This window comes from Promicromonospora sp. NPDC059942 (genome assembly GCF_042731755.1).
GTDB lineage: Bacteria > Actinomycetota > Actinomycetes > Actinomycetales > Cellulomonadaceae > Promicromonospora.
On the sequence record NZ_JBHWLR010000003.1, the window covers coordinates 68,794 to 92,822 of the forward strand.

Sequence of the window (24,029 nt, forward strand, 5' to 3'; positions counted from 1 at the left end):
TACCTGCCTGATAAGACACTGAAGCCAGCCTGAGAGTCGGACCCCGAGGCGCTCCGTGCCCTGTTCCCGCTACGATCTATCGCACGATGATCGAGCGATATCCAGACCGAGAACCCTGGACGAATCAGGCCCCCTGCAGTGCCCCCCGGAGGGCGAGATGACCGGCGACTGGATCATGGTCGCGGTCGGCGTCCTCCTCACGGCCGGTACTGCCGTCTTCGTGGCCGGGGAGTTCTCCCTCGTCACCATCGACCCCGCCGTGATCGGCGACTCCGACGACTCGGAGGGAGACAGACCCGGCGGGTCCAGGTCTGCTTCCTCGTCCGATCCGGGCCATGGTGCCCGGGCCGGTTCCGGCGCCCAGCCCGTCTTCGGGCACGGCATGCGGGACCGCAGCGTGCGCACCGCGCTGCGCCACCTCTCCACCGAGCTGAGCTCCGCCCAGGTCGGCATCACGCTGACCACCATCCTGCTCGGCTACACGGCCCAGCCGGCGCTGAACTCCCTGATCTCGTCCGCCCTCGGGTCGACCCCCGTGCCGACGGCGGTCTCCGCCGGCCTCGCGGGCGTCCTGGCCCTCATCCTGGTGAACGCGTTCTCCATGGTCTGCGGCGAGCTGATCCCCAAGAACTTCGCGCTGTCGGCGCCGCTGGCCACCGCGCGCGTCGTCGTGCCGGTCCAGCGCGTGTTCACCATCACGTTCAAGCCGCTGATCGCGGTGCTCAACGGTTCGGCCAACGCGCTGCTGCGCCGCCTCGGCGTCGAGCCCCGCGAGGAGCTGTCCGGGGCGCGCTCCGCGTCCGAGCTCGCCTCGCTGGTGCGCCGGTCCGCCGAGGAGGGCACGCTCCAGGAGTCGGTGGCGACCCTGCTGACCAACTCGATCGAGCTGGACACCCTCAGCGCGCGCGACGTCATGACCGACCGCCTGCGCATGTCCGTCGTGGACCGGGACGCGACGGCTGAGGACGTCGTCGCGCTCGCCCGCCGCACGGGGCACTCGCGGTTCCCCGTGATCGGGGAGGACCGCGACGACATCGTCGGCCTGGTGCACCTGCGCCGCGCCGTCGGCGTGCCGCACGACCGGCGGGCCGAGGTGCCCGCGGCCGCCCTCATGGTGGACGCGCCCCGCGTCCCGGAGACGGTGCGCCTCGGACCCCTGCTCGTGGAGCTGCGCGGGTTCGGGCTGCAGATGGCCGTGGTCGTGGACGAGTACGGCGGCACGTCCGGCGTCGTGACGCTGGAGGACGTCGTCGAGGAGCTGGTGGGCGACGTGGCCGACGAGCACGACCCCCGGCGTGCCGGCGCCGCCCGCGCCGCAGACGGGTCGTGGATCGTGCCGGGCGTGCTCCGGCCCGACGAGCTCGACGAGTACACCGGCATCGACGTCCCGGAGGGCGCCGCGTACGAGACGCTCGGCGGCCTGGTGATGGCCGAGCTGGGCCGCGTCCCCGTCGTGGGTGACGAGGTCGTGGTGGGCCAGCCCGGCCCGCAGGGCCTGCACGCCCGCGTCACCCTGCGCGTCGAGGCGATGGACGGCCGGCGCGTCGAGCGCCTGCGGGTCCGCCCGCTGCCCGACGACGTCCCGCCCGACGGCGCCGGTCTCGACCGGACCGGCTCCGGGAAGGGGGCGAACCGATGAGCACCACCACCGCACTCGTCGTCGGCCTCGTGCTGCTCGCGGGGAACGCGTTCTTCGTGGGCGCCGAGTTCGCCGTCATCTCCGCGCGCCGCAGCGCCATCGAGCCGCTGGCCGCGGCCGGTGACCGGCGTGCCGTCACCGTCCTGTGGGCCATGGAGCATGTGTCGCTCATGCTGGCCTGCGCGCAGCTCGGCGTGACCGTCTGCTCCACCGGGCTGGGCATCGTGGCGGAACCCGCCATCGCGCACCTCCTGGAGGGGCCGCTGCACGCCCTCGGCGTGAGCGAGGACCTCACGCACCCGATCGCGCTGGTCGTCGCGCTGTCGCTGGTCGTGTACCTGCACGTCGTGCTCGGCGAGATGGTGCCCAAGAACCTGGCGGTCTCCGGGCCGGACCGGGCCGTCATGTGGTTCGGGCCGCCGCTGGTGCTCCTGGGCCGGGCGCTGCGCCCCGTCATCGTCGGCCTGAACTGGATCGCGAACCACGCGGTGCGGCTCGCCGGCGTGGAGCCCAAGGACGAGGTCGCCTCGGCGTTCACCGCCGAGGAGGTCCAGTCCATCGTGGAGCACTCCCAGGCGGAGGGCGTGCTGCGCGACGAGCAGGGCCTGCTGACGGGCGCCATCGAGTTCTCCAACCGCACCGCGCGCGACGTCATGGTGCCGGTCGACGGCCTGGTGGCCGTGGACGAGACCAGCACGCCGGACGACGTCGAGCGGCTCGTCTCGAAGCACGGCTTCAGCCGGTTCCCCGTCGTGACGCGCCGGGAGGACGGCGACGAGCTCGTCGGCTACCTGCACCTCAAGGACGTCCTGTACGCCACCGGGCCCGCCCGGTTCGAGCCGGTCGCCGTCTGGCGCGTGCGCGCCCTCGCGGCCGTCGCGCCCGACGACGAGGTCGAGGACGCGCTGCGCGTGATGCAGCGCTCGGGCTCGCACCTGGCGCGGGTCGAGGGGCCGGACGGCGAGGTGCTCGGCGTGGTGTTCCTCGAGGACATCCTCGAGGAGCTCGTGGGCGAGGTGCGCGACGCGATGCAGCGCCGCTGAGGGCGGCGCGGGCGGCTGTCCACAGCCCGGCCACAGGTCGGGCTTGGCAGCCGGGCCGACCCAGGTTAATGTCACGTGCACATAACGGAACGCGAGGGGGCCGCGGACACATGACGACGGAGGACGAGTGGAGTCCACGGCTGTGACGAGTGCGCCCGTGCTGATGACGCGCCGCGAGCGGCGCGAGGCGGAGCTGCACACGCAGGCGATGCGCAAGGTGACGTCGTTCGACCGGCTGGTCACCGGAGCGGTCCCCAAGGCACCCCGGCCCACGTCGTCGGTCCCCGCCGGGCAGCGGCTCATCTCCCGGGCCGCCGTGGTCGGCACCCTCGCCGCCGCGACCATCGCGGCGCCGTTCGCGCAGGCGGTCGACACGCCGGGCGAGTCGCCGTTCGACGTCGAGGCGCCGCCCACCGGCCCGTCGGTGCTCGACCTGGTGACGCAGCCCGTGGAGCGGCCGGAGACCTCGGGCTCCGTCGTCCGCGCCGAGGCCCTCACCCGGCCCGAGTCGGCCGCCAGCCGCTCGCTGGACCGCAGCCCCCTGCCGAACTGCGACGTCAACGCCTCCGTGGACGGGACGAACGGCGGGCTCGCCGACCACTCGCTGTGCGAGCTGTGGCAGCCGGGGGAGTACCTCCGGCCCGACGCCGCGATGTCGCTCAGCGCGCTCAACGAGGCGTTCCGCGCGTCGTTCGGCCGCGAGCTGTGCCTCGTGGCGAGCTACCGCGACCTGAGCACGCAGTACGAGCTCAAGGCCTCCCGCGGCTACTTCGCCGCCTCCCCGGGCACCTCCATGCACGGCTGGGGCCTGGCGATCGACCTCTGCTCCAAGGAGACGGGCGACAGCGACGTCTACTCGTGGCTGTGGGCCAACGCGCCGGCGTACGGCTGGCAGAACCCGTCCTGGGCGCAGCTCGGCGGCAGCAAGTACGAGCCGTGGCACTGGGAGTTCGTGACCGGCGTCGTCGAGAAGGGCGAGTGGCGGGGCTGACGGTGCCCTGAGGCATCTCGCTCAGAGGCGCAGGTGCGTGTTGGGCCCGAAGTCCTGCCGGAAGGTCGGACCCTGCTCCGCGAGCTCCGCGGCGAACGAAGGCGCCCACGCGCTGTAGGGCTCCATGGCCAGCGACTCGTTGGAGAACCGCCGGTCGTCGGTGATCTCCGTGACGCAGAAGTCCGGGATCTGCAGGCCGGTGACGGGGCCGGAACGCTCGCACTCGGCCACCACCAGCGGGTGGTTGGCCCCGCCGAAGACGTCGATCGACCAGCCGTCCGCGCCGAGCCACGCCGCGTAGCGGACCTTGACGATCGGTGCGCCGCCGCGGCGGACCAGCTCCACGCCGACGCGCGGGTCGAGCTCGCGCTCCGCCTCGTAGCGGGTGCCCCCGACCGCCGGTCCCTTGACGGTGACGGCGGCGAAGTCGATGTCCGCGACGTGCGCGCGGAGCAGCTCGGCCGGATCGGTCTCGGCGATCATGTCGGCGTCGACGTCGCCCGCCTGGACGCGGACGCGGAGGGCGTAACCGTCGTCGGCCAGGAAGTAGGACTGGACGATCAGGGCCGGCGCGTCCCTGAGCTCGGCCGGCAGGTCGCGGACGAAGAACCGCCGCTCGAACTCGAAGTCGGCGTACCCCTGGTCGGGGTCGTCAGCGGCCGGCTCGTCGAAGAGGTCGTCGCTCATGAGAGGTCCTTCGCCATGCTCGGCAGATGATTCCCGGCGGATGATCCCAGAAGTCTACGCAACCGGCTTCGCGTGGGGCGCACGGCCGGCGACGAACCCGGTCAGCGCCGCGGAGAGCTCCTCGGGGCGGGTCGCGATGCTCCCGGGCTTGAGGACCACGGGGGTGCCGACCACCAGAGAGTTCACCGAGGCGGCGATGCGCCGGACGAAGGTGCGCTGGCGGACGACGACGGCGCGCGGGTCGGCGACGTCGACGGCGAGCACCCGCCGGAAGGCCAGCCGGGCCTCGCGGACACCGGTCACCTCCGACCAGAGGACCTGCTCGACGCCGAGGTTGGGCAGCCAGTCGGTGAGGCCCTCGTCGTCGAGCGTGAGCACGGGCCACGCGGGCAGCAGCAGGCGGCGCACCACGATGAGGCCGAGGCCGGTGAAGACGAGCACGCCGATCGCGCTCACGGAGACCACGGTCAGCGCGGCCGGTGAGCCGCTGGTCTGCGCGGCGTCGAAGCCGAGGCGGGTCGCGATCGCGCAGAGCACCACCAGGGCGAGCGTGGCGAGGGCGAGCGTGACGACGTGCGCTCGGGACGGGTAGAAGTCGACGGATTCGTCGGGCATATCCGGACACTAGCGGGCCGCGGGCCCGGATCGGTAGCCCGTCAGGTGAGCAGCAGCCGGCCGCCGGCCGCCGCCGTCGCCACCAGCACGAAGGTGCTGAACACGGGGCCCGAGATGCGGTGGGCCACGAGCCTGCCGAGCAGGAGCCCGGCGACCATCCCCGGGAGCAGCACCAGCGAGACGTGCAGCGACGCGGGGGAGACCAGCCCGAGCCCGGCGCTGAACGGCAGCTTGGCCACGTTCACCGTGAGGAAGAACAGCGCGACCGTGCCGAGCAGGCCGGCGCGCGAGATCCCGGTCCGTAGCAGGTAGAGGCTCATGGGCGGGCCGCCGGCGTTCGCGATCATGGTCGAGACCCCGGCCGTGGCGCCGAGCGCGGCGCGGGCGAGCCGGTCGCGGGGACGGGTTCCGCCGGGGGCGGCGTCGCCGTCGGGCACGGGGGTGTCGGCCTGCGGTGGTGGCCGACGGCGCGCGCGGCGCGCGGCGAGCTGCCGGACCAGGTCGCCGAGCCCGGCGAGGAGGAGCAGCGCCCCGACGATCCGGGCGCTGACGTCGGGCGAGGCCCAGCGCAGGGCCGCGAAGCCGACGATCAGCCCGAGCGTGACGCTGGGGAGGAGGGCCCGCAGGACGTGCCAGCGGACGTTCCGGCCGTAGGCGCTGACGGCGACCAGGTCGCCCACGATGAGCAGGGGCAGCGCGACCCCGGCCGCCTGGACCGGCGGGAGCACCGAGGCGATGAGCGCCGCACCGAGCGCGCCCAGCGGCGGCAGCCCGGTCTTGGACAGGCCCATGAGGAGCGCGGCGATCGTGCCGCCGACGACGACGGGGATCGTGAGGTCCAGTGCGCTGTCCATGACGGGCTGGACTCTACGGCGGAACGGTCGCGGCCCGCTGTGGCCGCCCGCCTCGCGGGACCCTCCCCGACGTGTCAGACGTACGGGTCACCCGAGGGACCTGTACGTCTGACACGAGGGCTGGTCGGTCAGTGCGCTCCGGGTTCGGCCTTCTCGGCGTCGCCGGCCTTCTCCACCTCTGCCTTCTCGGCGTCGCCCTTTTCGACGTCGTCGTTGCGGGTCGCGTGGAGGCTGGTGAAGGTGACGACGACGAGCACGCCGATGATCACGCCGAGCGAGGCAAGGGTCGGGATCTCCGGCACGCCGGCCCAGATGCCGTGGGCCCAGTGCAGCACGAGCTTGACGCCGATGAAGGCGAGGATCGTCGCGAGGCCGTAGCCGAGGTGCACGAGCTTGCTCAGGGCGCCCTGGAGCACGAAGTACAGGGCGCGCAGGCCGAGCAGGGCGAAGGCGTTCGTCGCGAACACGAGGTACGGGTCGCTGGTGATGCCGTAGACGGCGGGCACCGAGTCGACGGCGAAGACGACGTCGGCGGCGAAGATCGCGACGACCACGACCGCCAGGGGCGTGAGCATCCGCTTGCCGCCCTCGCGCACGGAGAGCGCGGGGCCGCGGTACTCGTCCGTGACGGGCATGAAGCGGCGGATCACCTTGACCGACCGCAGCTCGGAGACGTCGATCGCGTGGTCGTCGCCCTTGACCTGGTCGCGGAGGATCTTGACCGCCGTGGCCAGCAGGATCGCGCCGAAGAGCAGGAAGGCCCAGCTCAGGTTGGCCAGGACGGCCGCGCCGAGCGCGATGAAGACGCCGCGGAGCACCAGGGCTCCGACGATGCCGAGCAGGAGCACGCGCTGCTGCAGGGCCTTGGGCACCGCGAACGCGCTGAGCAGCAGCATGAACACGAAGAGGTTGTCGACGGACAGCGACTTCTCGACGAGGTACCCGGTCAGGTACTGCACGCCGGTCGACGATCCGAAGGTCGCCCAGATCCAGCCGCCGAACGCGAGCGGAAGGGCGATGTAGAAGGCGCTCCAGCCCAGGGCCTCACGCATCGAGACCTCGTGCGGGCGCCGGGTGATGAGGAAGTCGACGACCACCAGGGCGAGGACGGCGACGATGGTGACGGCCCACATCGTGGGGGTGGCCACCGTGGTCAGGCCGGAGGCAGGGGCAGCAGAACTCGTCAGCGAGGCGAGCAAGGAGTCTCCAAAGATAGGTCGGCTCCGAGGTCTCCTTCGCCTTGCTGAGCAAGGCCGCCGCCCGAGGCGCTGGTAGCAGCGCCGTAATGACCGGGACGGTGTTGGGAAGTACTCCCCCCGCGCCGCACACTGTACGGCATCTGTCCGGCCTGTGCCTATGGCCCCCGGCCCACGAGGCGGCGCGGCGGGCGGGCGGGAACCGGGTCCGACCTCAGTGGTTGTCCCCCTGGACGAGGCGGCGCACGCTCTCGACGACGACCTCGCGCCGGCGGTCGCGACGCGGCTGCCGCACCATCGCGAGCTCCGGCGTGTGCAGGTGCCAGCTCATCATGAGCGCTCGAACCTCGGTGAGCAGCTCGAGGGGTGTGTAGGAGTTGGTCAGCACGCCTGCCTCCTGGGCCTCCTTGATCGCGGTCAGCTTGGCGGTGTTGGACGCCTTGATCGCCTCGAGCTGCCCCTCGGGCCGCTCCAGCTGGTACCAGGTGGTGAGCCGTAGCGTGGTCGGGTTCGCCTCGTAGAGGTCGAAACCGCGGCCCGCGTAGGCGGGGAGATCGGACGCGTCGAAGTCGACCTGGTCCACGAACGTGAGCACGCGCTGCGCGAAGACGGCGTCGAACAGCTCGTCCTTGCTGCCGAAGTGCTTGTAGATGAGCGCCTTGTTCGCCGGGGCGTTCTCGGCGATGCGGTCGACCCGTGCGCCGGCGATGCCGTACGCGGCGAACTCGGCCTCCGCGGCGTCAAGGATGCGGGTTCGGGTCGCGTCGGAGTCTCTGACCATGCGGCCCATTCTAGTGAGTAACTAGTTAGTTGCAAACTCTGCCGGGTGGTGCTTCACTTGAGGTAACGAACTTGTTAGTTACTTCCAGATCGGAGAGCAGCTCCCATGTCCACCTCATCCATCCCGGCAGGTCCGGGCGCGGGCCGCCGGGGCATCGTCCTGGCGGTCATCCTCGGCTGCCAGCTCATGATGACGCTCGACGCCTCGATCGTGACCACGGCGCTGCCGCACATCCAGCAGGAGCTCGGCTTCACCGACTCGGCGCTCTCGTGGATCCAGAACAGCTACGTCCTCGTGTTCGGTGGTCTGCTGCTCCTGGGTGCCCGCGCCGGGGACCTGTTCGGCCGCCGGCGCGTGTTCGTCGCCGGGGTCGTCGTCTTCACCCTCGCCTCGCTCCTCGCCGGCGTCGCGCCGACGGCGGAGCTGCTGATCGCGGCGCGCGCGGTGCAGGGCGTGGCCTCCGCGTTCGCGATCCCGGCCACGCTCGCGCTGCTGGTCTCCAGCTTCCCGGCTCCCGAGGAACGTGCCCGCGCCATCGCGGTCTACAGCGCCGTCATCGGTGCCGGCGCGAGCGTCGGCATCATCGTCGGCGGGATCTTCACCCAGTTCTGGTCCTGGCGCTGGGGTCTGCTGATCAACGTGCCGATCGGCGCGCTCGTCGTGGCGCTCGCGCCCCGCGTGCTGCCCGAGGGCGAGCGTCAGCCCGGCCGGATCGACGTCCCTGGTGCGCTCACGATCACCCTCGGCATGTCCGCCCTGGTCTACGGCCTGGTCGAGGCGGCCGAGGCGGGCTGGTCCAGTCCGCTCACGATCGTCCCGCTCGCCGCGGCACTCGTGCTCGTCGTCGCCTTCGTGCTCGTCGAGCGCCGGGCGGCCCAGCCGATCGTCCCGCTGCGGCTCTTCGCCAGCGTGCAGCGGTCCGGAGCGTACGTGGGCCGCATTCTCATCGTCGGCGCGATGTTCTCGATGTTCTACTTCCTGTCCCAGTACCTGCAGAACGTGCTGGGCCTCAGCCCGCTGGAGACCGGCTTCGCGTACATCCCGATCACCGCGATGTTCTTCGCGATGGTGTACGTCGTCCGCTTTCTCGGCGAGCGGATCAACAAGTCCGTCCTGCTGGTCGCCTCGCTCGTGCTCGCGACCGTCGGGATGGCGTGGCTGAGCCGTCTCGACTCCACCACCCCGTACTTCCCGCAGATCGTGCTCCCGCTGCTCGTCCTCGGTGTGGGCCAGGGCATCGCGATCATCCTGTTCACCGAGCTCGGCATGGCCGACGTGCACCAGTCCGACGCCGGCGCGGCCTCTGGCCTCGTCAACACGGCTCACCAGATCGGCGGCTCGATCGGGCTCGCGATCCTGACCGTGATCTTCGCCTCGGCCGTCGGCCACGACACCGACCCGGACCCGGTTGCCCAGGCGCAGGGCTACGCCGCGGTGTTCCAGGTCTCGACGCTCTTCTACATGGGTGCCGTCGTCGTCGCCGTCGCGATCCTGGTCGCGAACCGCCGCTCCCGGCGGCGGGCGGCCGCGCTGCTCGACGGCCCTGCCGCCGCCTGAGCCCCCACCTACCCCGCACCTACCGAAGGGAACCATCATGTCCACCTGGATCATCACTGGCGCGGCCACCGGACTCGGCCGCCTGCTTGCCGAGCACGTTCTTGCCGAGGGGCACCACGTCGCGGCTGCCGCGCTCGACGTCGACCCCTTGCGCGACCTGGCCGGGCGCTACCCGGACACCCTGCTCCCGGTCACGGCCGACGTGACCGACGCCGACGCCCGTGGGCGGTTGGTCGAGGCGACCCGACAGCAGTTCGGGCGGATCGACGTGCTCGTCAACAACGCGGGGATCGACTTCATCGGCGCGGTCGAGGAGCAGGACGAGGCCGACTACCGCGCCGTGTTCGAGGTGAACTTCTTCGCGGCGGTGGGCATGATGCGCGCCGTCCTGCCGATGCTCCGCGAACAGCGCGGCGGCACCATCGTCAACGTCTCCTCGATGGACGGGATCGCCAGCCTCCCGGTGAACGGCTACTACTCGGCGAGCAAATTCGCGCTGGAGGGCATCACCGACGCGCTGGCCGGCGAGGTGGCACATCTCGGCATCACGACACTGCTGGTCGAGCCCGGTTCGATCCGGACCGGGATCATCGGCCGCACCAGGGTGTCCGGCGCGCGGATCGCGGACTACGAGCCCGCCGTGCGCCCGTTCCTGGACGCGGTGGCCCTGCCGGACGCGGCCACGCTGCTCTTCCCCGGGGACGCCACGGCGTCCGCCGCGGCCGTCTACGCCGAGGTCACCGCGCCGCACCCGCGGCGTCGGCTGATCCTGGGCAGCGACGCCCTGGCGAACGTAGCGCGAGCGGTCGACCTGCTCCAGGAGGACGTCGCCGCCAACGCCTCGACGGCTGGGAACGTCGACTATCCGGTCTGAGCGGCCCGGCCGGGGGCTCCGTACGAGTGTCGGGCGTTCGCGTCAGTTGTCCCACAGGCGGGCGGCTTGTTCTCTGGTCAATTCTTGCTGGAGTTCGTCCACTTTGATCTGCGCGCGCCGAACGTCTTCAAGCGCTCTTATGTAGTCGTGGTCGGGAGAAGGCGTATCCGGCCCCTGGCTGGTGCGATCGGCCGCATCCTCGGAATACCACTGTCGGGACTTGTGGAACCTGCTGCTCGACGTGGAATATCCCGCCTCCTTCAGGATCGCGGCCAGCGAGCGTGTCACCGACTTCTCGAAGACCGAGTTGGTCAACGGCCGAACGACCCCGTAGGCGCCGCCAGTGGCCGCTCGCCTGTTGTGCGGGTCGGTCAGCACAGAGCGAAGCGAACCCGGCAGCGAGGTCCGGACATCCTGAACCAGGGCGTCGACACGGGCATGAAGGCCTGCGACGCCGGGTTTGCCGAGCTTCACGGAGAGGTCGGCCTGGTTCACTACATACAACCTTGCCTGAGCCAAGGTCCAAGCGGCGGCGGTGGCTGTGGCTTCAGTGATCCACGCATCTCGCGGTGCATCGAGTGCATCGATCGCCGCTTCAACTGTTTTCTCTGCCAGGCGGAGGTCTTCAGCGGTATTTGTGGTCATGAAATTCAACGTACCCGCAGCCGGCGCCGCACGTGTGTTGTGGCGAGCGCCTGCGGCCGACTTCGCTCGAGCGGGTCGGGTGCCACCGTGAGGTCGCTGGCTCACATGTTCGACATGGCACGGCTACCCCGAGCGGCCGAAGCCCACCGGGGGAAAAGAAACAGACCGTGGCTGCGTAGTAGCAGCTCACGGCCTGTTTTCTATGTTGCGCCTGAAGGGATTCGAACCCCCGACCTTCTGCTCCGGAGCATCCTGGATCGGTCCGGATTGGCGGAATCTAGCGGCTGCCGTGGCACGGTTCACCCGGAAAACTCGGGCTCGCGCGGCTGGTTCTGATGCTTCGGTGGGGAGTTTGGTGGGGAGTCGCGCACCTGACGAGACCGTGTTGCGCGTCCTACGCTCGATGGCATGAGCACAGTCCAGGGTGCCGCCGCACCACGACAGGCGGTACGAGTCCGGTCGCGGGCTCTGACTCTCGGCGAGAGCATTTTGAGCCACCCGCTGCTCACGTTGGGCATTCTCACCGCCGCAGCTCTCGTCCTCGAAATAGCACAGTATCGCGTCGAAATCGTTCCTGGTGGCCATGCGGTTTCCGTGGTCGTCCGCAATATTGTATATGGCCTGATCGCCGCTGTTATATTTGAATGGCTGATAGTTGAAATTCCAGGGAAAAGGCGAAGTCGGGCGACGAGCGAAATAAACTATACCTCTCTTATGTTGCTCGTTAACGCCGGACCGCTCTTGCTCGCCCATTACCGGCACTATGTGCCAGGGGTTGACTCGTGGGACAAAGAAAGCATTAAGCAGGCCGCGCAGTCGATAGACGCTTCCAACCCTACGTTCTTTTCCTCCGAGCGCACCGGTTATGTCAGCACTCACATCATGGGGATGCATGCCGCGCTGGAGGATGTTCGACTTTGCCAAGGGTTTCTCGACGTTCGCGTGGCGCAGGCTATTGCGTACTTTCCGTCCAAGTCGGGCCTTAGGCAGATCCAAGTTACTCCGAGCGCGAATCAGTCCATTACGCCAGGGCGAGATTACGAGATCGTGTGGGAACTCCTGACCGCATCTCGCCGCCTGTATGCAGCACTGCGCGAGTCTGCGTCCGACTTGCCAATGAGCTTCGGTGAAGCGCTCATCGGAGCGGGGAAAAACCAAGTGAATATACCGGTCTTGGAGTCGGACTTGGCTTAGGTGGCACTGCTCAGAGCTGGTGGTGGTAGTGGTGTGAGAAGGCAAGACTGTCTATTGGCGCCCCAGTGCGGGCTTGTGACCCCACCGTGCTCCTGCTTCGGGGTCCCTGTTCCTCCGTCATCCGTTGGCGCGGGGCACGTCTCGGACATCGGTTCTGCCGGCAATGCAACAGGTCCCGCCCATGCAGCTCGGGGTGCGGTGGTACGAGGTGCCGGCGGGGCCTGTTGCATTGCCGGCGGGTTCGCTGTCAGGGTCCCGGTCAAGCCAATGGATGACGGAGGAACAGGGACACCGCGGTCCCTCGATCCTCTTGATTCCCGGGTGCCCGCCGGAGGCATTGGCCCATAAACGACGAGAGACGGCCCCGACTACTGGGTCGAGGCCGTCTTCGTTGTGTGGGCCCGTGCCGCGGGTGGGGTGCGGTGGGGGTGGCGCAAGGGCCGCCAGGCCCGCCGCGCGGGGGTCCCCATCGCGGGGTCCCGCCGTAGGCGCGGGCCCGCGCGCCGTCAGGCGCGCCTTGATCTAATAGAGGTCAATTCGGCAGTGCTTCTCCGGCTCGGTGAGTCGGTAGGGAACTCATCACGACGCGGAAGAGGTCCCTGGTTCTGCTGGCTCCAAAGTCCGACGAACGTAAGGTGCGGCGACCAGCTCAAGTCGCGCAACGGCTTGTCGAATCTCCGAGATGGTCTCCCTGACTTCAGGAATGCGCTGCATCCTGGCTGTCATTTCGGCCGAGTCTAGTTTCGTCGCCATGGGGTGTGGCATGACTGGTTGAAACACGCTCTGCCCGGATGCAATTATCCGTTCCTCGACCGCGCGCAGTTCTGCGGCGAGTTCGGGATTTGCGATTCGCATACGGGCCTCGCCGAAGGCGAGGTACATGTCCTGGAGCGTTTCATGGTGCTCCTTGAACCCGTCGCCTCGGAAGACGTCGGCGGTGCCAAGGAACGTCGGAGTGACCGCAAGCGTCAACGCCAGTGTCTCGGCTCCGCCCGCCCACTGCTTGACCCTAAAGACAAGTCGGGTGAGGAGATCGCGAACTTCCTCCCGCTCGACCCGATCGCGTTCCGCCTTTTCGCGCGCACGAGCGTTCTTTTCGCTGAACATTTGGCCGGCGGCTCCGCCAAGGATCGTTAGGGCTCCGCCCAGTAGTGTGGTTGTGAAAGTTGACCAGTCCCAGTCCACTGCACTCCTCAGCCATGGTTGCTTAGTGCATTCCGGTGATAATGATTGTTTTGTCGTCATGGATCTTCGCCCTTGGCCACTGTTGCCCGTTCGGATCCGTGTTTTCGGCGTCGTGGATGCGCTGGAGCACGGCGGCCGCGCCGTCGCGCCGCGTCTCGTCGTACAGGTCACGCCAGGTGTTTGCGGTGGGGTGGCGGTCGAGTGCTACTCCGTCGCTGGCGAGCAGGACGGCGCTGATCTGCTCGCGAGCGGTCGACCGGGTGATGCCGTGCTGGCCGGCCTCGGCCTCGACTCCGGCGATCCAGTAGCCGCCGGGTCGGTTCCGGTGTTGCGCCTGCTCTGCCTGGAGGCTGAGTAGCTGCGCGCGGTGGGCGTCGTCGTAGCCCTCTCCGTCGGCGAGTCGGGAGCGGTACGCCGCACGCTCCGCGACGGCGACGGCTGAAAGTCGGTCGTCGTCGTGCAGCTCCTCGGTGCCGTCGTCCCGCAGGATCACGGCAAAGCTGTCTCCGAGGAGGTAGGTCTCGACGATGTCGGCGGTCCACCGGGCAAGAGCGATGGTGCTTGTCGGTGTGGTCTCGGGCCTGAGGTGGTGGGCGTCGCGCACCGTGCGGATCGCATCGGTGACGGCTTCGGGCAGCGAGCGGTTAGCCGGCACCGCGACGGTGAGAGCTTGGCCTAGCTGCTCGGCGTACCAACCGGGGTCGTGCGAGCGGTCGCTGGCAAACGAGGTTGCGCCGTCGAGCACGGCCGCGAACCCGTCGCCGATGATGTAGCGGTCCTGGTTGTTGCTGCCACCAGCCAGTGTCGCGGCTTGGATAGTCATGCGTGCACCTTCGGGCCCCATAGGGTGGTGGTGTCCGTGACGGTGGTTCCGTCGAACTTGCTCGTGACAACCAGCGAGAACGGGGCATCGCCCACGGCCGCGTACAGCTCGGCTAGGTGCCGGCGCAGGTACTCGACGGCTCCGACTGATCCGAGAGCGTGCACGCCAGCGACGATGAGCAGGACTCGGCCGAGTCGGTGGAGCCGCGCGACGTAGGCGATGTCCTGTGTGGGGTTACCGGCGTCCGCGGGGGAAACGAACGTCTCGCCAGTGTCCTTGTCGGTGATAACCCAACGGCCGTCATCGTCCGGCTTGAACGAGAGATATGGGTCGGCTTCGATCGCCTCGGCGGTGAGGCGGGACGACTTCGGGCCGCAGATCGCCACGGCGTCGGCCGGCGGGTCCCATTCGCCGCTGGGCGGGATCTGGAAGCGCTCGGCGGCGAGGCTGAGTGATTCGAGGATGCCTGTGAGGCGTTCGGCAGCGATGTCGTCCTCGGATGCGATGACGGCGTGCGCGCGGTCCCCGATCGCTCGTAGCGGGATGCCGACCGTGACCGGGCCAACGCCGAAGAATGCGCGCTCGACGGACGGTGCGGACTTCCGGAGCTGCGTAATCCGGCCCTTGGTGATGCCGACCTTGTTCGCGACCTCGGTATACGACATGCCGAGTTCGTCGTGCGCTCGGTCGATCGCGGCCTTCCGTAATCGTGCGAGCTCGGTTGTTCGCTGGCCGTAGACCACTAGGAGCTCCGTGGCGCGCCGGGCCTGACGGACGGGGTCTGTGTCCGTCCGTACGTCCTCGAACTCGTCGGGGCTCAGGTCCATGGGTTGGGCTCACTAATCGTCGGGGTAGGCACGGGTCTGTGCCCGTCTGAAACGCTTCGAGTTTAGACCCCTTGACGCCACGACGGATGGGGCTTACCTTCGTGTTTAGGCCCCTCAACTTTGAAGGGTTTGGGCACGGGTCATCTGTCCCTACGTCGTCGTATCGCTCACGGTCGGTCTGCGGACCGAGGAGGCTCGGGCGCTGCGCTGGGATCACGTCCACCTCTCTCCGGTGCCGCACGTGTGGGTCTGGCGCTCCGTGCGCGAGGACGGCGACACCAAGACGGAGAAGTCCCGCCGCACGCTGGCGCTGCCGAGCCTCGCCGTGCGGGCGCTCAACCGGCAATGGGCATGGCAGGACGACCGGCGGCGGGCGATGGGCAGGCGTGGCCGACCCCGGACCTGGTCTTCACCACAGGATCGGGGACGGCGCTCCAGCCCGACAACGTCCGCCGTGACTTCCGCGTCCTGCTCCGTGACGTGCCCGGCATCGAGCCGGAGCAGTGGACTCCACGCGACATGCGGCACACCTTCGTGTCGCTGCTCTCGCAGAGTGAAGTTCCCATCGAGGAGGTCTCGCGGCTCGTCGGGCACAGCGACATCGGCACGACGGAGAACGTCTACCGGCACGAGCTGCGGCCCGTTCTCCAGAACGGAGCGCGAGCGATGGACGGTGTACTCAGCACCCCATAGGCCAGCAGTTAGGCCAGCAGTAGCCGACAGGGGGCCGGAAGAGCGGGGAAAGCAACAGGCCGTGACCAGCGTTCGCGCTGGTCACGGCCTGTTTTTGTCTGTGCGCCTGAAGGGATTCGAACCCCCGACCTTCTGCTCCGGAGGCAGACGCTCTATCCACTGAGCTACAGGCGCGAGACCGCTGTTCGGGGAGGCGATGCTCTCCTAACGGCCGAAGCGAGACTACCAGGTGAGCGGCCCGGAGCGTGCATCGGGCGGTGTGACCCGCGCTGCCGTGCGGCCCGGGGGAGCATGCCACGTGAAACCCCGTTGCGGGTAGGAGAGATACAGATCGCCCGGCAACCTTCTCTCGACCGCGTGCGTCTGTGTGCCGTGAATCTTCGAAGTGCTCGAGACCTGAGGCGTACGGACGGGTACGCGGACGACGAACGAGGTGGTGGACATGGTGAGTGACGACGCGGCGGTCCTCGACGACCCCCGTGCCAGGGTGGTGACCACGGGCACGGCGGCAGAGCGTTTCACGGCGTTCGCCAGGGAGCGCTCGCCCGAGCTGTCCCGGATCGCCTACCTGCTGTGCGGCGACACGCACCGAGCCGCCGACCTGGTGCAGCTCGCACTGGAACGGACCTACCGGGCCTGGAGCCGGGTGGGCGACGGCGACCCGTTCGCCTACGCCCGCCGGGTGATCGCCACGGCCCGGATCGACAGCTGGCGGCGGACCCGGCGCGACGTCCTGGTGGCCCCGGCCGACCTGCGCCCGGGCGCCGCGTCGGACGGCACGCAGCACGTCGTCGACCGCGACGCGCTGGTGCGGGCGCTCCGACAGCTCCCCGCAGGACAACGCCGTGTCGTCGTCCTGCGCTACCTGCTGGACCGTACGGAGAAGCAGACGGCCGAGGACCTCGGGATCTCCGTCGGTGCCGTGAAGTCGGGCGCGTCCCGCGGCCTCGACCGGCTGCGTGCGGTCCTCGGCACGGACCAGTCGGCGGCCGTCCAGGCCGTCGAACGGAACACCTCGCGAAAGGAGGCGCAGTGATGAAGGAGCAGAGCGACACCCTGGTGACCCTGATCCACGACGCGGCGGGCCAGGTCGGGCCCGTGGCCGGGATCGACGGCGAGATGATGGCCCGGCGGGCGATCCGCCACGAGCGCACCCGCCGCGGGGTGATCGGCGGCGCCGTCGCCGCCGCGCTGGTGGTCCTGGGCGCGGCAGGGGTGGCCTGGTTCACCGAGCGGCCGGCGCTTCCGGCGTTCCTGCCGTGGGTACAGGCCTCGTCCGAGGTCCGCTCGGACGGCCTGGTCTTCGAGGTGCCGGACGGCTTCGAGGAGTTCAACCCCGTCGGCGACCCGATGTGGGGAGCCGATCCGGTGGTCCCGGACGACGACGACATGGAGGAGGTCGCTCATGCGGCCTCGTGGGTCGCCGTGGCACCCGCGGAGGACGCGCCGCTCGCCGGCGAGCAGGCCGGAAACCAGGTGACCGAGGTCGACGTCCCCGGAGCCGTCGCCGCGCGCTGGTCCTGGTACGAGCCGCAGTACGGTTCCGGCACGGGCTACTGGCAGCAAGGGCCGGGAGACGGCGACTTCGTCGGCGAGCTGGATGTCGAGCTCGACTCCGGGACGGTGGTCCGCGTGACCATGAGCCTGACGGACGACGACACACCGCAGGACACCTTTGAGCGGCTTGTTCGCACGGTCCGCGTGGACGAGGACTCCGCGGAGCCGGAGGATTCGACGTCGACCGGCCAGGAGGACCTGCCGCTCCTCGAGTCCGCAGACGCGCCCGAGAGCTGGGAGCGAGACGAGTTCCATGGCCTGACCTATGCGGCGCCCGAGGACTGGGCGGCGGCCGACGGGGCCAGCGCGGAGCACCCGTCCGACACGCTGCTGCTACGACGGCCGGATGGCAAGGCGGAGCTGCAGCTCGCCGTGGTGGACCGGCTGGAGTACCTCGAACTGAACGACGAAGCCGGTCCCCTGCCGGACTTCTACGGCTTTGAGCTGGAGGGCGCAGACGTGTCGACCGTGCTGGTCGAGCAGTCCGACGGCGAGTACCGGGCCTACATCGAGGTGCGTGCCACCGGTGGCAGCAGCTACACGGTCAACCTCTTCGGGTTCGACGGCGCCACCGGCCTCGACGACGACCTCGCCGCGGTGCTCGGCAGCCTCGGCTTCACCGAGGCGTCCGGGGACGCCGCCCCTGCCTACGACGAGCTCGATCCCGCGGGTCCGCTGCTGCAGGACCCACCGTCGGACTGGGAACCCGCCACGTTCGAGGGTCTCGACCTGACACTGCCGCGGGAGCTGAAGAGCCCGGAAGGGGCGTGGGGGATCTGGAGCAGCGACTCCGAGGACTCCTGGGAGGAGCTGGCGATCACCCTCTGGGACGTCGAGGGATACGACCAGCCCATCCACCTCGCCGACTACGGGTATCGGTACGAGCCGTCCGGTACGACGCGCGGGGTCGTGACCCTCGGGACCGACACCGACTCCGTCGACACCGAGTCCGGCGAGCCTGGCTTCCTGGGGACCGCTACCTTCCACCTGACGGCGGACGGGCGCAAGGCGGTCGAGCTCCGGTACGAGGGCTCAGGGGCGACCGAGGAACGGTGGTGGCAGATCCTCGCGTCGCTGGACGCCGCAGGCTTCGCCTCGCCCTGACCTGCGTCCGACGCCGGCCTGTGCACCCGGGTGCACAGGCCGGCGTCGGACGGCGCGCTTCCCGGCCTGTGGAAATCCGGGGCGGGGCACGCGGCCCGGCCGATAGAATCGATCCGTGACCCCCACCGAGCTCTCCGAAGCGCTGAGCGCTGCCCTTGCCGCGGCCGTCGCCGACGGCACACTCGCCCTGCCCGCCGACGCCGTCCCGGCCTCGGTCCACGTGGAGCGACCGAGGCAGCGAGAGCACGGGGACTGGGCCACGAACGTGGCCCTCCAGCTCGCGAAGAAGGCGGGCACGACGCCGCGGGCGCTCGCGGAGGACCTGGCGGCACGCCTGGGCGCGGCCCCGGGCATCAAGTCCGTCGGCGTCGCCGGCCCGGGCTTCCTCAACATCACGCTCGACGCCGCCGTGGCGGGCGAGCTGGCCCGCACCATCGTCGAGGCCGGCGCGGCGTACGGCCGGGGCGAGGCCCTGACCGGCCAGGTGATCAACCTGGAGTACATCAGCGCCAACCCGACCGGCCCCCTGCACATCGGGCACACCCGGTGGGCCGCGCTGGGCGACTCGCTGGGCCGCATCCTCCGCGCCGCCGGCGCCGACGTGACCGCCGAGTACTACATCAACGACGCGGGCGCCCAGATGGACCGCTTCGGGGAGTCCGTGCTGGCGCGTGCCACGGACGGCGAGGTGCCCGAGGGCGGCTACCGCGGCGAGTACGTCAAGGAGCTCGCGGCCAAGGTGCTCACGGACCGCCCGGACCTGCCCGAGCTGCCGCACGACGAGGCCGTCGCGGTGGCCCGCGAGGCGGGCTACGCGCACCAGCTCGCCGAGATCCGCGAGGTGCTGGAGAGCTTCGGCGTGCACTTCGACGTCTGGTTCTCGGAGCGCGACCTGCACAGCTCGGGCGCCGTCGAGAAGGCCGTGGCCCGCCTGCGCGAGCAGGGCCACGTCTTCGACCAGGAGGGTGCGGTCTGGCTGCGCACGACCGACTTCACCGACGACAAGGACCGCGTGATGGTCCGGGCGAACGGTGAGCCCACCTACTTCGCGTCGGACGCCGCGTACTACCTGTCCAAGAAGGACCGTGGGTTCCCGGGCAAGATCTACCTGCTCGGCGCCGACCACCACGGGTACGTCAACCGCCTCAAGGCCATCGCGGCCTGCGCCGGGGACGACCCGGAGACGAACATCGAGGTGCTGATCGGGCAGCTCGTCAACGTCGGCGGCGCCAAGCTGTCCAAGCGCGCGGGCAACATCATCGAGCTGCGCGACCTCGTCGACTGGATCGGCAAGGACGCCGTGCGCTACTCGCTCGCGCGCTACCCCGCGGACACCCCGCTGGAGCTGCAGGGCGAGGACATGCTCAAGCAGACCAACGACAACCCGGTCTTCTACGTCCAGTACGCGCACAGCCGCACGGTCAGCAACGGTCGGACGGCGGCCGAGCGGGGCGTCCGTCGCGCGGACGGGTTCGATCCGGCCCTGCTCGACCACGGGTCCGAGGCCGCGCTGATCGGGCGCCTCACCGAGTTCCCGCGGATCGTTGCCCAGGCGGCTGAGCTGCGGGAGCCGCACCGCGTCGCCCGCTACCTGGAGGCACTGGCCGGTGACTACCACTCCTGGTACAACCAGGGCCTGCGGGTGTCGCCCTATCCGGACGAGGAGGTCACCGAGGCGAACCGGGCCCGGCTCTGGCTGAACGACGCCGTCCGCACGGTCCTGGCCAACGGCCTCGACCTGCTGGGCGTGAGCGCTCCGGAGCGGATGTGACCGGCGCGCCCTGGTCCACCGGCGTCGGCCGGCTGCCGGACGGCGCGCTTGCCGTCGCCGGCGTGGACGTCCGCGACCTCGCCGCCGAGCACGGCACGCCCGCCTACGTGCTGGACGAGGCCGACTTCCGGATGCGCGCCCGCGCCTACCGCACGGCGTTCGAGGCCGCCTTCGGCGCCGTCGGTGCGGGCGTGGACGTGTACTACGCCGGCAAGGCGCTGCTCACCGTGGCCGTCGCGCGCTGGGCGCGCGAGGAGGGGCTGCGGGTCGACACCGCCTCCAGCGGCGAGCTCGCCGTCGCGCTGCGGGCCGAGGTGCCCGGGGCCGAGATCGGCCTGCACGGCAACAACAAGTCCGACGCCGAGATCCTGCGCGCCCTCGACGCGGGAATCGGCCGCATCATCGTCGACTCGCTGGTCGAGATCGAGCGGGTCGCGCGCCTCGCGGGCGAGCGCGGGGTCGTGGCGCCGGTGATGGTCCGCGTGACCACGGGCGTGCACGCCGGCGGCCACGAGTACATCGCGACGGCCCACGAGGACCAGAAGTTCGGTCTCTCCGTCAACGCCGCGGCCGGGGCGGAGAGCCCCGCGATGGCCGCCCTGCTGCAGGTGCTCAAGCACCCCGAGCTCAAGCTGCTCGGCATCCACTCCCACATCGGCTCGCAGATCCTGGACCCGGACGGGTTCGAGGCCGCCGCCCGTGTGGTGCTGCGCCTCCGCGCCGACCTGGCCGAGCGGTCCGGCGTCCTCGTCGACGAGGTCGACCTCGGCGGCGGGTACGGCATCGCCTACCTGCCCGGCGACGTCGCGCTCGACCCGGAGCGCGTGGCCAAGGACATCGCGCAGTCGGTGGCCGGGGTGTGCCAGGAGCTGGGCACGGACCTGCCGCGGTTCTCGATCGAGCCCGGCCGGGCGATCGTCGGCCCCGCGGGCCTCACGCTCTACACGGTGGGCACCGTCAAGCCCGTCACGGTCTCGGCCGACGACGGCGCGGACTTCACGCGCACCTACGTGTCCGTCGACGGCGGCATGAGCGACAACATCCGCCCGGCCCTGTACGGCGCGGCGTACCACGCCGAGATCGTGGGCCGGACGTCGACGGCGGAGACCGTCCTGGCACGCGTGGTCGGCAAGCACTGCGAGTCCGGCGACATCGTGGTGCACGAGGTGCGTCTCCCCGCCGACGTGCGCGCAGGCGACCTGCTCGCCGTCGCCGCCACGGGCGCCTACGGGCGCTCGATGGCGTCGAACTACAACATGCTGCCCCGCCCGCCCGTGGTCGCGGTGGCCGGCGGGTCCTCGCGGGTGCTGGTGCGACGCGAGACCGAGGACGACCTGCTGGGCCTCGACCAGGGCTGACGCTTCCGGGTTCCGGCCGCCGCGCGGCCGGAACCCGGGTCAGACGCCCTGGGCGTCGTCCACGTGGCACCCCTCGGCGGTGTCCTCGTAGTCGTCGACGTGCCCTTCGATCTGCTTGCCCAGCTCCTCCAGCTGGACGCCGAGCGCATCGATCTCGGAGCCGATGGTCTCCGCCGCGGAGATGTCGCCTGCGTTGACCGCGGCCATGAAGTCGTTCAGGCCCTCCAGGTAGACGACCGTCTTGTCGTCCAGTTTGGCCGAGACCTCGAGCATGGCGTCCGCGTCGTCGATCGCGCCGATGCAGGCGGTCGCCGTGGTCTCGGCGCGCTCCTTGGCGATCTCCAGGTCGTCGATCGTCGCGCGAGCCTCGGCGAGGGTCTGCTCCGCGTTCTCCAGGTCCGACGAGAGCGCCGCCGCACGTGACTGCCAGTCGTTCGTCGAGACCACGCCGAGCGCACCCCACACGACGGCCGCGATCAGCAGCACCACCAGCACGAGGGTGACTGCGTGGTCCTTGACGAACGCCACGGCGCCGCCGAGGGCCTGCCCCGGTGCGGGAGCGTCCGGACCGCCCGACGCGCCCGCTCCGGTCGGTGCCACCGCTGACGGCTCCTCCGTTCCGGCCGGTCCGGCCGCGTCGTCCGCGAGCGGTGCCGTGCTCGCGGAGGTCAGCACCTGGCCGGCCGCGGGCTCCGCTGCATCGATCGCGACCGGGTCGTTCGTGAGCGGGTCGTTCGCGACAGGGTTGTTCGCGACCGTGTCGGTCGTGACCGGCCCGGCCGCCGTCGTGCTGCCGTTCGTGGCGTCGGAGACGGAGCCGTTCGATGCGTCCGGAGCCGGAACGGGCTCGGCGGACGGGTTCAGTTCTGGAGCGCGGGTCGCGCCCTCGTCGTCGGACATGGGCGCACCGTATCCGGCAAAACGGGCGAAAAGCCGACGTATTCGAGCCAGAGGTGAAAGATCACCCGGCCTGGTTCGTGGCCCCGTTCGTGCTGCCGCCTCCGAGCAGGCCGCCGACGACGCCGCCGACCACGCCCTCGACCGTGTCGCCGACCAGGCCGACCGTGCCGCCGACCACGTCCTCGACGAGGCCCGTGCCGGCGGGGGAGTCCGGGTCCTCCTGCGCGGGCGGTTCGGTCGGCGTGGGCTCGGCCGGGGCCGGCGGCTCGGGGGCCGTCGGCGTGCTGTCGCCCGGCTCCGTCGACGAGCCGCCGGACCCAGCGAGTCCGCCGTCCTGCCCGCCCGTCGAACTGGAGCCCGAGCCGGCGCTGCCCCCGCGGCCGGACGCCGGCCGCTTCGTCGATGCGGCCTCCTGCGCGGGCCGGGAGCCCGGGTCGGCCGGATCGGTCCGGGACGCCGCGGGCGGCCCCCACGTGCCGACGTCGGCCGGGTCGATCGCACGGTTCGGGACGGAGCCCGCCGCGAAGAACTCGAAGTGCCACGGCTCGGGCTTGGCGCCGTCGAGCCGGGCCCAGGACGGGTTGTCCCAGCCGTAGTCGGGCGCGTGCAGGCGCAGCCACACGTACTCGGGGGAGCTGCCGCCGGCGACGGGGTCGCCCAGGTCGATCGCGAGGCCCCAGCCGTGGTTCGACGTGCCCGGGATCGCGGCGAGGTGCGGCTTGGTGCCCTTGACCGTCACCTGCATGTCGTACGAGCGGTACGAGTCGGTGAGCGGGATCGGGTAGCCGAACTCGTCCTCGAAGCGGGCGCTGAGCGCGGTCAGCCGCTCGGCGGCGTCGCAGCGCAGCAGGTGGCCGGGCGCGAAGGGCAGCGCGCAGAGCACGTCGGCGGGGATCCGGCCGTTGGCGTACCCCGCGGTGGAGTCGCCGTATGCCGCCACGGTCTGCAGCAGGTTGCGGCGCAGCGACGTCCCGGCGTCGGGCAGCGTGTCCAGCAGCGCGGTGGGCGACGACGGGTCGAGCATGTTGGCGAGCCGCATGGCGGCGACGGCCACCTCGTCGAACGTCACGTAGCCCGGCCCCTCCTCGGGGACGGCGCGCTGCGGCGGGAAGGCCTCCGACGGACCCCACTCCGGGGCCCTGGCCTGCCGGAGCGCGCTGGTCACGGTGCGCGACACCTGCTCCGCCCGCACGACCTCGGCCGCGGGGGTCGCCGCGCGCGCCTCGCCCGCCGTCGGGGCCGACTCGACCCGGAGCGGCCGGTCTGCCTCGGCCAGGGCGAGCTGTTGCGCCTGGTAGGTCGTGTAGAGCATGCCGAGCTCCGCGGCGGCCTGGGCGACGCCGGGGCTCGGCTCCGAGCTCTGCCGCAGGGTCAGCTCGGCGCGGTCGAGCACGGCGAGGACCTGGCTCACGGTGACGCCGTCCGACACGGCGGCCGGCGCGGGCGGGTCGTGCCGGACGGCGCCCAGTCGCGCCGCTGTCTGCCCAGGGCCCGACGCCGCGGGCACCGCCGCCACGCCCGCCGTCGGCGTACCGAGCAGGCCGGCACCCGCCGGCACAACGCTCGCGGACGCGCTGACCAGGACGCTTCCGGTCACTGCCAGGGCGACGACGCCGGTCCAGGCGCTGCGCCCGTGGCGGCCCAGGGTTCCGCGGCGGCGGTCGTCGGATCGGCGGAAGGCCGCTCCCGGCGGGGAGGGCCGTGGCTTCGACATGCCCGGCTCGGCAGTACCGGC

The 24,029-nt window shown here is 70.7% G+C and carries 22 protein-coding genes and 1 tRNA gene; 11 read left to right on the top strand and 12 right to left on the bottom strand.

All coding sequences use genetic code 11. The annotated features are described in order from the left end of the window. The first annotated feature begins 157 nt into the window (after window positions 1–157). The 3 genes from ACFV9Q_RS05385 (at window position 158) to ACFV9Q_RS05395 (ending at window position 3,673) form a co-directional block, all read left to right on the top strand. Window positions 158–1,639: a hemolysin family protein gene (locus ACFV9Q_RS05385; protein ID WP_377233504.1), complete on the top strand. Its 1,482-nt coding sequence runs from the start codon at window positions 158–160 to the stop codon at window positions 1,637–1,639. Beyond that, window positions 1,636–2,682 (top strand): hemolysin family protein, encoded by a 1,047-nt coding sequence (locus ACFV9Q_RS05390; RefSeq protein ID WP_377233505.1) that lies wholly within the window; start codon window positions 1,636–1,638, stop codon window positions 2,680–2,682. The genes ACFV9Q_RS05385 and ACFV9Q_RS05390 overlap by 4 nt, the downstream gene beginning before the upstream one ends. A 127-nt stretch (window positions 2,683–2,809) precedes the next feature. Next, a complete protein-coding gene (locus ACFV9Q_RS05395) occupies window positions 2,810–3,673 on the top strand; it encodes a M15 family metallopeptidase (protein WP_377233506.1) in 864 nt (287 codons plus the stop codon). Between the two features lie 21 nt (window positions 3,674–3,694). Here ACFV9Q_RS05395 and ACFV9Q_RS05400 read toward each other — a convergent pair whose 3' ends face one another. From ACFV9Q_RS05400 to ACFV9Q_RS05420, 5 genes are all read right to left on the bottom strand, one after another. Further along, window positions 3,695–4,360, bottom strand: a complete 666-nt coding sequence (locus tag ACFV9Q_RS05400; RefSeq protein ID WP_377233507.1) for a CYTH domain-containing protein — start codon at window positions 4,358–4,360, stop codon at window positions 3,695–3,697. 54 nt (window positions 4,361–4,414) lie between these two features. Then, on the bottom strand, window positions 4,415–4,975 hold the full coding sequence (locus ACFV9Q_RS05405; RefSeq protein ID WP_377229543.1) for an STM3941 family protein: 561 nt from the start codon (window positions 4,973–4,975) through the stop codon (window positions 4,415–4,417). 41 nt (window positions 4,976–5,016) lie between these two features. Further along, the gene (locus tag ACFV9Q_RS05410) at window positions 5,017–5,829 is read right to left on the bottom strand and encodes a TSUP family transporter (RefSeq protein ID WP_377233508.1); all 813 of its coding nucleotides are present in this window, start codon (window positions 5,827–5,829) and stop codon (window positions 5,017–5,019) included. A 128-nt stretch (window positions 5,830–5,957) separates the two neighbouring features. Next, window positions 5,958–6,962, bottom strand: a complete 1,005-nt coding sequence (locus tag ACFV9Q_RS05415) for a TerC/Alx family metal homeostasis membrane protein (RefSeq protein WP_377233845.1) — start codon at window positions 6,960–6,962, stop codon at window positions 5,958–5,960. A gap of 277 nt (window positions 6,963–7,239) precedes the next feature. Next, on the bottom strand, window positions 7,240–7,806 hold the full coding sequence (locus ACFV9Q_RS05420; RefSeq protein ID WP_377233509.1) for a TetR family transcriptional regulator: 567 nt from the start codon (window positions 7,804–7,806) through the stop codon (window positions 7,240–7,242). 105 nt (window positions 7,807–7,911) lie between these two features. Between ACFV9Q_RS05420 and ACFV9Q_RS05425 the strand changes: the two genes are divergently transcribed. Beyond that, window positions 7,912–9,363 carry an MFS transporter gene (locus tag ACFV9Q_RS05425; RefSeq protein WP_377233510.1) on the top strand — a complete coding sequence of 484 codons (1,452 nt, stop codon included), beginning with the start codon at window positions 7,912–7,914 and terminating at the stop codon, window positions 9,361–9,363. Window positions 9,364–9,400: 37 nt separating this feature from the next. After that, window positions 9,401–10,237 (top strand): SDR family NAD(P)-dependent oxidoreductase, encoded by an 837-nt coding sequence (locus tag ACFV9Q_RS05430; protein WP_377233511.1) that lies wholly within the window; start codon window positions 9,401–9,403, stop codon window positions 10,235–10,237. A 42-nt stretch (window positions 10,238–10,279) separates the two neighbouring features. Here ACFV9Q_RS05430 and ACFV9Q_RS05435 read toward each other — a convergent pair whose 3' ends face one another. Continuing rightward, window positions 10,280–10,882 carry a hypothetical protein gene (locus tag ACFV9Q_RS05435; protein WP_377233512.1) on the bottom strand — a complete coding sequence of 201 codons (603 nt, stop codon included), beginning with the start codon at window positions 10,880–10,882 and terminating at the stop codon, window positions 10,280–10,282. A 408-nt stretch (window positions 10,883–11,290) separates the two neighbouring features. Between ACFV9Q_RS05435 and ACFV9Q_RS05440 the strand changes: the two genes are divergently transcribed. Beyond that, window positions 11,291–12,076, top strand: a complete 786-nt coding sequence (locus tag ACFV9Q_RS05440) for a hypothetical protein (protein WP_377233513.1) — start codon at window positions 11,291–11,293, stop codon at window positions 12,074–12,076. Window positions 12,077–12,655: 579 nt separating this feature from the next. Here ACFV9Q_RS05440 and ACFV9Q_RS05445 read toward each other — a convergent pair. The 3 genes from ACFV9Q_RS05445 to ACFV9Q_RS05455 are packed head-to-tail and all read right to left on the bottom strand — an operon-like array spanning window position 12,656 to window position 14,911. Continuing rightward, complete coding sequence (locus ACFV9Q_RS05445; protein WP_377233514.1) at window positions 12,656–13,261, bottom strand: hypothetical protein; 606 nt, start codon at window positions 13,259–13,261, stop codon at window positions 12,656–12,658. A gap of 22 nt (window positions 13,262–13,283) precedes the next feature. Beyond that, window positions 13,284–14,084, bottom strand: coding sequence for a protein phosphatase 2C domain-containing protein (locus tag ACFV9Q_RS05450; protein ID WP_377233515.1), 801 nt, complete (start codon window positions 14,082–14,084; stop codon window positions 13,284–13,286). Beyond that, window positions 14,081–14,911 (bottom strand): hypothetical protein, encoded by an 831-nt coding sequence (locus ACFV9Q_RS05455; protein WP_377233516.1) that lies wholly within the window; start codon window positions 14,909–14,911, stop codon window positions 14,081–14,083. Before ACFV9Q_RS05455 ends, ACFV9Q_RS05450 begins: the two co-directional genes overlap by 4 nt. Window positions 14,912–15,262: 351 nt before the next feature. Between ACFV9Q_RS05455 and ACFV9Q_RS05460 the strand changes: the two genes are divergently transcribed. Beyond that, window positions 15,263–15,604, top strand: coding sequence for a tyrosine-type recombinase/integrase (locus tag ACFV9Q_RS05460; RefSeq protein ID WP_377233517.1), 342 nt, complete (start codon window positions 15,263–15,265; stop codon window positions 15,602–15,604). A 101-nt stretch (window positions 15,605–15,705) separates the two neighbouring features. On the opposite strand, the gene ACFV9Q_RS05465 is transcribed toward ACFV9Q_RS05460, so the two are convergent. Then, window positions 15,706–15,778: transfer RNA gene (locus tag ACFV9Q_RS05465), tRNA-Arg, on the bottom strand. Between the two features lie 268 nt (window positions 15,779–16,046). On the opposite strand from ACFV9Q_RS05465, the gene ACFV9Q_RS05470 reads away from it, so the two are divergent. From ACFV9Q_RS05470 to lysA, 4 genes are all read left to right on the top strand, one after another. Then, window positions 16,047–16,640 carry a SigE family RNA polymerase sigma factor gene (locus ACFV9Q_RS05470; RefSeq protein ID WP_377229537.1) on the top strand — a complete coding sequence of 198 codons (594 nt, stop codon included), beginning with the start codon at window positions 16,047–16,049 and terminating at the stop codon, window positions 16,638–16,640. Beyond that, window positions 16,640–18,265, top strand: coding sequence for a hypothetical protein (locus ACFV9Q_RS05475; RefSeq protein ID WP_377233518.1), 1,626 nt, complete (start codon window positions 16,640–16,642; stop codon window positions 18,263–18,265). The genes ACFV9Q_RS05470 and ACFV9Q_RS05475 overlap by 1 nt, the downstream gene beginning before the upstream one ends. Window positions 18,266–18,380: 115 nt before the next feature. Continuing rightward, complete coding sequence (argS, locus tag ACFV9Q_RS05480; RefSeq protein ID WP_377233519.1) at window positions 18,381–20,036, top strand: arginine--tRNA ligase; 1,656 nt, start codon at window positions 18,381–18,383, stop codon at window positions 20,034–20,036. Next, a complete protein-coding gene (gene lysA, locus ACFV9Q_RS05485) occupies window positions 20,033–21,394 on the top strand; it encodes a diaminopimelate decarboxylase (protein WP_377233520.1) in 1,362 nt (453 codons plus the stop codon). Before argS ends, lysA begins: the two co-directional genes overlap by 4 nt. Window positions 21,395–21,433: 39 nt before the next feature. Here the strand turns inward: lysA and ACFV9Q_RS05490 are convergent, their stop codons facing one another. Continuing rightward, window positions 21,434–22,294 carry a hypothetical protein gene (locus ACFV9Q_RS05490; protein ID WP_377233521.1) on the bottom strand — a complete coding sequence of 287 codons (861 nt, stop codon included), beginning with the start codon at window positions 22,292–22,294 and terminating at the stop codon, window positions 21,434–21,436. A 61-nt stretch (window positions 22,295–22,355) separates the two neighbouring features. Beyond that, the gene (locus ACFV9Q_RS05495) at window positions 22,356–24,008 is read right to left on the bottom strand and encodes a D-alanyl-D-alanine carboxypeptidase family protein (RefSeq protein ID WP_377233522.1); all 1,653 of its coding nucleotides are present in this window, start codon (window positions 24,006–24,008) and stop codon (window positions 22,356–22,358) included. Between the last annotated feature and the right edge of the window lie 21 nt (window positions 24,009–24,029).